This window comes from Okeania sp. SIO3B5 (assembly GCF_010692555.1).
Lineage (GTDB): Bacteria > Cyanobacteriota > Cyanobacteriia > Cyanobacteriales > Microcoleaceae > Okeania.
In genome coordinates, this window is record NZ_JAAHHG010000397.1 from 1 (window position 1) to 9,505 (window position 9,505).

Genomic DNA, 9,505 nt, shown 5'->3' on the forward strand with positions numbered 1-9,505 from the left:
TTATATGGTTAGCCAGATTTAATATCAACTTTCAAATTTCAATATCTAAGCAGGTATCAACACAGCACTTTCCGTACCTACAAAAATGGGGCGTAATGCTTTAACCCACTGTGTAATTCTCTCTTCAGTTAACTCGCTTTGGTTAACCTCATCAATTGGCAAACCTACAAATTTGCCATTACGCACTGCTGAAGAATGTTCAAAACTATAACCCTCAATAGGAAAATCTCCAACTATAGTTGCACCAAGTTTCTCAAAATGGTCACACATAATCTGTAGCGCGCCAACAAAATGCTTCCCGTGACCAATTTGATCCCCGGCACCAAACAAAGCAATAGTTTTTCCAGTAAAATCAGGCTTTTCAATATCCATATCAAAAAGTGGTTCGCGCCAGTCATTCTGTACTTCCCCAGCACCCCAAGTTGAACAACCCAATAATAAATAATCATAATCAAGAAGTTGACTATATTCGTCATAATCTTCTTCCATACTATAAAGATCGCAAACTTCTTCCCCGAACTTTTCGCGCAATGCTTCAGCGATTTCTTCAGTTACACCTGATGTGCTACCGTAAAAGATGCCAATTTTTGCCATAATCAACACTCCTGATTAGTTTTGGTAAAATCCATTAAATCTGGTGAGTCAAAAAATTTCACTAGCTCGACCCAGATTTTTGAGGGTTTTCGGTGATTAATACAAGTTATTTGTAGAATTTTCTTACTTAAAATTCCTAATATAGATTAGTCTCGTTTTCAGCTAAATAAGAAGCAGTTGCAATAAAATCAGCAATTATTTCTTTAAATGTAGGGGCGAATACCATTCGCCCTATTAATAATTAGAGACTACTCTTCAAATAACCCCGGAATAGACAGGAATTTTTCTATCAACCCTATCTACTTTTGAATATATCGGGTAAATTAATTGAAATCTGTATCAATTGTAGTTGATAATTGTTTTGATTTAGTTTATAATAGAAATATACATACTCCGCAATTTCTAGTCCTAAAGATTATATTGAGCTTTTATATAAGCTCTAACTAATTAGTAAAGCTTCTCAATAAATTTAATTTGGATTGAAAAAAAGCATTCTTGTGGATGCGATCGCGCGATCGGTGCAGAACACTATCGTAGAAACATCTTTTAATGGCTTTGTTGCATGAAAGTAGCATTCTTAACATCCATTCCGCAGCTATATCGCTGTGTTTGGCGATTATTGATGTTCTATTGATCTATTGTCCAATAGTTATTTCTCTGCTGAGAAAGCGTACACTCTGTTTCGCGATTATTGATGTTCTATTGATCTATTGTCCAATAGTTATTTCTCTGCTCATTAAACCTCAAAGCGTTTACAGGTAAAAGTTTCAAGCTTTTTCACCTCAAACATTGATGTTCTATTGATCTATTGTCCAATAGTTACAGCAGTTTCCGCACATTATCAAATACATATGCACAAGCAAGTGCGGCAGCTATATATTTTCATGCAACAAAGCCTCTTTTAATTATTATAGGACTTACGCAGATACGCTATATATAGTGCTTAAAACTATTGGCCAATAGAAGCTAGACTCTATAAATAGTGCCTTTGCCTAAGCCCTGTATTAATTAAACGAACTTAATCTGATTTGATATTGTGGCGTTGGTGAAAAGAGGTATGATATCATCTCCTGATCAGAGCACGTTCAAAAAACTTTCTCCTTCGACTCCTGTTTCTTCTTCTTTCTTTCCTCCTGACTCCTGACTTCTGGCTCCTGACTCCTAGGTAATTAAGATGTAAGCATTCAGCTATTAGCTGTCAGCTATCAGCAACAAGACTCTCTCCTTAAAGATAGTGTTTAAATTAACAACTGACTTTAAGGGTAAGGAAGCCAAATTTTGTAGTAAGACAATTAATAAAGCTTTTATCCTAAATTAAAAGCAATAGCTGATAGCTGATGGCTGACTGCTGAATGCTTACATTAAGATTAATATCATACACGCGCTTCAGCAACGCCGATATTGCTTAATGTAACTTCATATTCGACCGCAATAAAAAATCAGTTTGATTAGGTAAATACTACTATTGCTGATGATAATTTCAAAAGTTAGAATTTTACTATATCAAAAAATGTAAAGAAACTCGGTTTCTAGGAGAAATAGTTGGTTTTAAGAATAGAGATCTAGGAAAAAACCAGGTTTCTTGATTCGCGTGTGGGTATTCCTAACTAGATTATCAAAAAAATTATGAGTAGAGTCCAACAAATTACTGCTATTATAGAACAGCGTCAGCCTCTAGCAAACAAAATTGAAGGTGTTAAGAAAAATCTAGAATTGCTTTCTTCAGCACTTAATAAACTTGAAAATTATCGGGATGAATTAGTTGATAAAGTAGACGATCCAAAAGTAATTGGACAGCTTAAGGAAATTAATACATCTCCCATTCAACGTAATATTTCTAGCGAATTAGATACTCTTTACAAACTCAAAACTCGTTTCTCTCGTGATACTCTCAATATCGGTGTAGTTGGACGAGCGCGACAAGGTAAAAGTAGGCTATTACAAAGTTTAACTGGACTAACAACAGCAGAAATTCCCGATGGCAGCGGCCAGCATTGCACGGGAGTCCGCAGTACAATTCATCATAATCCAGCATTTGAAACCTCTGGTGAAGTTTGGTTTTATAACGAGCGCTCGTTTTTAGATGAGGTAATAATGCCTTATTACGATCAATTAAAATTAGGGGCAAAACCAATTACTTTAGAAGAATTTGCCAGTAAACCTTTACCAGAGTTGCCTGCACAAAATGGTGCAGAAGTTGGAGCTAAATATGAACATTTACGAGGATATCATGTTCATGTTGACAAATATCGCCACTTGTTGCGGGAGTCTTCACCTCGTCGAATTACAAAAGAAGAAATTCGGGAGTATGTAGCTCAAGATAATCTTGATGGAGAACGCATCTACTACAATTACTTGGCAGTTCAAGAGGTGAAGATTGTTTGTGATTTTCCTAATTCTGAGGTTGGACAAATAGCTTTAGTAGATCTTCCAGGGTTAGGAGATACAGGTATTGGAGATGAGGAAAGACTGCTAAAAACACTAGGTCAAGATATTGATTTAGTTTTGTTTGTCCGAATGCCTAAATCTAGTGGTGACTTCCTTGGTGATGTGGATGTGAAGCTTTATGATATTGCTCGTTCTGCTTTAGTTGATCTACCCTTGGAAAAATGGTCTTTCATGGTTTTCAACGCCACAGATAGCAATTCAGTGTTAGGTGATAACTCTAATCTGTGTAAACAATTAGCAGCAGAGCTGAAAAATAAGCATATTAATATTTCTGAGTCAGTTATTGCCGACTGTGCAGATCCAGATGAAGCCAATGAAAAGATTTTGGATCGAGTTCTGAGTTATTTAGCAGCAAATATTACTTCTCTTGACCGAGAATATGCTTCTTCCTGTCAAGAGCGTTTGCAACAAATTCAAAGTACGGTAGATGCAGATGTAGAAAAGATTAGAAATATTTTTGGTAAAGATAATATAGATGACTACTCTCTGACTGAAGAGTTGCCCCTATTTAGGAAACTGTTTGGAAATGAAAGAAAGGGTTGGTGGAGGGATGTTGTATTAAGTCTACAAAAGAAGAGAAAACAATTATGGCAGGAACGTCTCAACCCTGATGAAAACTTGGAGAATGGAATTACGACCGCAGTGAACGCTTGTCAAGAAGGAGGTGGAATACTTTTATTTGACGATCCAATTCAAGAGATTCAAGACCGCATTTTTGGAAGCAGTTCCTTGGAAGCGTATGCAAATTACCGGGATGAACTCCGTGTTTTTCTCTCCCGTAACTTCCAGTCTCTTGATAAAGATTTAAAGCAGTCGATAGAAAAAGTCAAGTCAGATGTGGCAAATATCCTGGTAGAAAAAGGACGTTTGGGAGTTTTGACAGAAGCTCAAGGTTCCGAGTTTTTTCTAGCGATCGCCGATTTAATTCCCGAACATCTAACTAACTTAAAAGAAGGATTTATAGTTTTCGCTGAGTTTGAGCTTTCCTATCGGGGGTTAATCCTGCATCGCGTGCGCAGACATTTAGATGTACTCACAAATGTTACTGCAACTTCAGGTCAATCTCTAGAAGAAAATGTCGAACCCCCAACATTATCTGTTAATCCTAATACATCTGCGGAAGATATACTGGAAGCTCTCCGAATTGATTATGATAAAGCTGTGAATCGTCTGAAACCAGCTTTAGAACAATTTCTCTGTGAACCCAGTCAAGCTGTATATGCGATGGTGGAAGAGTTTGTCGATAATGTGATTCGTCAAGAAGATATTGAAGATGAATGGCAAGATTTTCTCATACCTTTACGGGGCAAATTATGGCCTGATGAATTTGGCAAACCAGAGCGAGAAAGACAACAGCGCAAGCAATGGCTAGAAGTGGTCGAACTTGTCAAAACAGCTAACCAAATAACATCCTTTCAATTTTTACAATAATATAGAATCCGGGTAATTAGTTATCGTAATTTGTAACACAAACTTCCAGTTTGTAACAAGCAGGATGCTTGTGTTACACAATTGCAGCACTTGACACCGATGATGAGGTACATAGGAGAATATTTTCATGGAACAAAATCAAATGGACGAACTCAGAATTATTATGGTGGGAACGTCAGGAGTTGGTAAAACCAGTCTTCTGGCAGCTATGCACGAAGAATTTAACAAAACTTTTAAACAAGCCAATCTTGAAATCTGGCCTGAAGAAACTAGAACTTCCATGGCCATAGATGAATGTAAGCTAACATTAAAAAATATTGACCCTAGATTGAAAAAATCTGTAGCCCCTAGCATTCCACTGGAGCGTCCTTGGGATGATGAAGGTTTTCTATTTGGCATTGGGAGTGGTGATAAAAAGTTTATCAAATTGAGATTTACCGATCCATCAGGTGAATATTTTAAACCTGGTGCCAAACCAGAATACAAACAGTATGTCGAGAAGCAACTCAATGATTGTGATGCAGTCATTATTCCAGTGGATGCAACAGCACTTATGGAAACCAAAACAGGAAAGGTTAAGGGTACAGAAATAGGCACATGGCACGAAGAAATAAATGAACCAGATCGCATAACTGCACTTTTAAAGAATGCTTATGAAAATCTGCAGCATCCTCGACTGGTAATTCTTGCTCCAGTCAAATGTGAGAGTTACATGAGGAATCCAAGAGATGCTAACGACTTGTTAGATCGTGTAAAAATGGGATATCGAGAATTACTAGAGTTTTTCAAACAAGAAAGCTTAATTAAAAATCTGGCGGTAGTGGTGACACCAGTACAAACAATTGGGAATGTTCAATTTGCTTATCATCAAGTTAATGAAGATGGTAAGACAAGATTTTATTATCATAAAACTCCTATTAATGCTCCCTACGCTCCTCGGTATGGGGAACAACCTTTGCGATATGTTTTACGATTTTTGCTGAATGTATTTGCCGAAAACAAAAAAAAATCTTTAGAGCAACAGCAAGAAAATCTTGCTATCCTAGAGAGAGATTTAGGTCAAAAAAAGGAAGAACTAGAAACTGCTGAAAAACAACTTGAAAGACAAAAAGAGAAATTTGAGCAACGGCAAGAAATGTGGTGGTTGTTTAGGTCTATTGCTAATATTTTTGACGATCGCGAATCTGCTTTCTATGAAGCAAAGTATGAGTATAACAACATTGAAGGAGAGGTTCAAGATACTTCTAAAGATGTTAGAGAAAATCAAGCCCAAGTAGAAGCAACTCAAGCTCAAATAGACGCATTTAATAGTGCAATTTTTACTTTTGCCTTAGACTGTAAGCGTGATGATGGTTTTGCTATTTTGCAAGGTGCAGCTAGGTGGTTGCCGATTCCCAAAAATTAATTTATTCTCTAAAATTATGCAAGGATATTAAACAATGACTGATATAACAGTTTATGTCAAAAGCAGAGCTTTTGGAAAAGAAGGATTCTATTGGCAGAATGCAACCAATGGAAAACAAGAAACTCCAGAGTTTCTAGAACAGCCAATTATTCCTAAAAAGACAGGGGACTATGCAGCAGTTAATTTCCTAATTATAGAGGATAAGCCTTCTTTAATTTTGATGCGTCATAGCGATCGACTTTGTTTACAGGTGACGGGTTTTCAGTCAACTGAGTCTGATTTCCAGGGTAGAGAGTTCTCTACTTCTATAGCTTGGGTTGTTAAGGATGATGAGGAAGGAGAAGCACACATTCGATATATTGCTGCCAAATTATTGGATGATGTTTGGTTATCAAAAAAGTTAGAGTTACAAGAGATAGTTAACCAAGCAGTAAGATTTGATGGAAAAGAAGCTTTCAAGGTTGATCTTGAGAAGATTAATCAATTTGCTCAAGGCGAAGTGGATCAAGAAGAAGTCCGTCAAGAAGATTATCAGATTGAAAATCAGTCGAGTGAGTCGATCGCAAATTTGAAAGAAGCTCTTGAAAGGTATAAACTTCCTAAACCATGGAAAAGTTGGCATGAAACTAAAGGTTGTGATGATAAAAATAAAGGAGTTCTAGTAATAGTCACTAATTGGTTACCTGACTCTGGTATTCTTCACAGAGCAGGAGTATGGAGAGGTTTCGCAGATAATGTAACACCGCCTCCGCTAAAAAAAAATCCACCTACGGAGAAACCAATACAGGAACTCAACAACCAACACAAACTGGAACAAATTCCAATCAAGAAAAAAAACACTCTCAAGTTGACCCTATTGAGGATAGCAGTGGTTTTCCTCCTGACAACAATAGTGGCAACAGGGGTACTTCTGATATTTTGGTTCACTCATCAGGAGGAGTTGATCGAACCAATCAGGATCAAGATCCCAATTATCACTCCGGAGATACAGACCCAACCTCAGCAGCAACAACCAAATTTACCATTACCGACAGTTTCCCCAGAGTCACAAACCAGTCCTTAACAAAAATAGGAACTCAAGAACTCAACAGTCAAAATTTAGAAATTCTCTTACAAGGTATTCAGTCGCTATTATCTAAATTACCTCAATTACCCCTGGGTTTCACAAAAGATATAACACAAATGATTAGAGCGATGTTTCAACTAGATAGAAAGCAACGCCAACAATTACTTGATATAGCTCAGTTCTTACTGCGCTTAAAGAATAACGAAATAACAAATGAGGATAATAAGGCTATTAAATATTATGGTTCCTTGAATAGAGTTCTTGAAAATCAAAAGAAAAATAGCACAGAATAACAATAGAGAAATTTCCCATAATTTAGTCCTAATCTACAGGGACGTTGCATGCAACGTCCCTACATTATGGTTAAAATATTACAGACAAACCACTACCGCACAAACTTCGGCATAACTTCAGCAGCAGTAAACAAACCATAAATACCTCTTCGATATAAATCTACTCCAGCTTTCAAATAGCCAAACGCTGGACCGCAAACATTAGCCGCCATACTCGTTTCATCTCCCAATGTAAAAGTATGTGTAGAGATTTTGCCCTCAAAAGTACGACCTGTAACTTGAACATTTGTACTCAAAGGTTTTTTCGGGTTGCGAGTATCAACAATACCTCCCACACTCACCCGGTCGCGATCGCAAATTCCCGCCAACTCCAACATAATATCGTCAGCGTGTTCCATATTTTCCAATTTCAACAGACCATTGGTCTCCTCCAACAAAGCCTCAACTTCAGCATCAGTAATCGCCTTAGCTTTTTCCACATCATATCCCGGCAAATGGCCAATATCCTCACGAATTGTCGCACGGTAAGCTTCCCAATTGGCAATTCCCACTCCAAAAGTAATATTCACACTATGAATTTCCGCATAACTCTGAGCTGCTATAGCTGCTGCTGCTGTTAATAAACCAGGAGTTGCCCCACAACCACTCATATAAGTAATACCCGCAGCTTGTAGCTCATCTTTCAAGGCCAATAATTGCTCTACAGCACTGGTACGTTTAATAGCATCTACCAATACACCCCGCCAACCAGCAGCAATAAACTGTTTCGCAACATCTGCCATAAAAGTATTAGGTAAGTTTGGTAAGGCCAGAAAATAACCATCTACAGTATCAGCAACTTTGATTAGTTCTTCAATACTATGACTACTTAAAACGCCACCAGATTCTAAATGGCCTAAAGAACCCTGAGTATTGTACATGGTCATACATTGGTCAGGATTTAATCCTTGAGTGTTGTAGGCATAACCTTTTTGGTCAGCAGCAGCAACCCAGAGCATTTCTTGTTTGGGAGCAAGTACTCTAGCTGCAGCTTGCCCCAGGCCACCGAAACCTAAAACACCTACACGAATTTGATTTTTTGAATTTGTAGTTTGCATTATATTCATGGCGCTTGATTAAATTGGACAGACTTTTATTATCGGTTATGGGGCGTCACTGTGGAAAACGAAATTGAAGAAGGAAGAAGGAAGGAGGAAGAAGGAAGAAGGAAGAAAGAAGAAGGAAGGAAAAAAAAGTGGATGGGGACTCAAACCCCAACAAATTGTAAGAGCTGATTTATAAACTTGGCTAAAAGTCTTAGAACGCCAAGGTTTCAGCAATTTGAGGTCTACAGGACGATAACTAGCAAAACCTAAGTATAGTGATAAATTCAGCCTCTTAATATTTACTTGATCAATCAGCTTTAAAAGGGGAAACTTTAGACTACAATTTCTCGGTAATTATTAATAATTGAATGAAAGTACATAATTAATAGTTTTACTCAAGTCGATAATCAATCAAAACTATTCCACATATTACAGAGTTTATTTTGAAATTCATTACAATTAATGATTGATTTTCAGGCAGTAATTTATATCAGTTAAATCTACATAATAATTCGTATTTTTTGTTAACCATTTATCTTAACTAAGAAAACACAAAAAAACTTCTTCCCTTCTGTTTTTTGCCTTCAACACCATCACAATAATTTTAAACATTTCCTCAATTATCTTGAAAAGCAATAATTGACCCACAAATCCAAAAATATTAATTAGGACAGTAAGGATAATAGGGATCGACGGTCTATCCATAACAGCTTAGGTGATATTTGTCAATAACTTTGAACTTAAATATTAAAATAAGTTTAAAGGTTAAATTCTACACAACTACTTATCTGCCAAGGTCACTTCCATAACTTGGTCCAATATGTTGACGGTTTGAGAAATATACGTCAAACTTAACAAATAACTGATTTATTGCTTCTGATTATATTAACTTTTGTTAAGGAATGACTCGTTATCTATCAATTAGTAAAAATTGATTTAGATTAAAAAAAGTCATTTAACTAAGAAGCAACTTCAGCAGGCATCACTTTCAAACAATTGATGTCAGCATATAGTCCTACAACTGTTGTTCATAATATTGAGCTATGAACATGGAAACTTTAGGTGCGACTCGTTCCTAGTAGGAGCCTCTAGAAACTAGAGGGGTATGAATAGGGTCTAACGAGGCCACAGAGGAAGAGCCTGTATAACTCATAGATACACGAGGCCGCCAAAGAAGAGCCTG

General features: G+C 36.9%; 6 protein-coding genes. 4 read left to right on the forward strand and 2 right to left on the reverse strand.

Going from position 1 to position 9,505, the window contains the following annotated elements:
- Positions 1 to 45: 45 nt before the first annotated feature.
- Positions 46 to 594: a flavodoxin gene (locus F6K54_RS33160; RefSeq protein ID WP_293087597.1), complete on the reverse strand. Its 549-nt coding sequence runs from the start codon at positions 592 to 594 to the stop codon at positions 46 to 48.
- A 1,626-nt stretch (positions 595 to 2,220) separates the two neighbouring features.
- Between F6K54_RS33160 and F6K54_RS33165 the strand changes: the two genes are divergently transcribed.
- The 4 genes from F6K54_RS33165 to F6K54_RS33180 all read left to right on the forward strand — a co-directional run bounded on the left by F6K54_RS33165 (position 2,221) and on the right by F6K54_RS33180 (position 7,237).
- Complete coding sequence (locus tag F6K54_RS33165; RefSeq protein WP_293087600.1) at positions 2,221 to 4,473, forward strand: hypothetical protein; 2,253 nt, start codon at positions 2,221 to 2,223, stop codon at positions 4,471 to 4,473.
- A gap of 127 nt (positions 4,474 to 4,600) precedes the next feature.
- Positions 4,601 to 5,878, forward strand: coding sequence for a hypothetical protein (locus tag F6K54_RS33170; protein WP_293087603.1), 1,278 nt, complete (start codon positions 4,601 to 4,603; stop codon positions 5,876 to 5,878).
- A gap of 34 nt (positions 5,879 to 5,912) precedes the next feature.
- Positions 5,913 to 6,941, forward strand: a complete 1,029-nt coding sequence (locus F6K54_RS33175) for a hypothetical protein (protein ID WP_293087606.1) — start codon at positions 5,913 to 5,915, stop codon at positions 6,939 to 6,941.
- A 119-nt stretch (positions 6,942 to 7,060) separates the two neighbouring features.
- The gene (locus tag F6K54_RS33180) at positions 7,061 to 7,237 is read left to right on the forward strand and encodes a hypothetical protein (protein WP_293087609.1); all 177 of its coding nucleotides are present in this window, start codon (positions 7,061 to 7,063) and stop codon (positions 7,235 to 7,237) included.
- Positions 7,238 to 7,329: 92 nt separating this feature from the next.
- Here F6K54_RS33180 and F6K54_RS33185 read toward each other — a convergent pair whose 3' ends face one another.
- Entirely contained in the window at positions 7,330 to 8,334 is a 1,005-nt protein-coding gene (locus F6K54_RS33185) for a saccharopine dehydrogenase-like oxidoreductase (RefSeq protein ID WP_375342020.1), read from the reverse strand.
- Positions 8,335 to 9,505 lie beyond the last annotated feature (1,171 nt).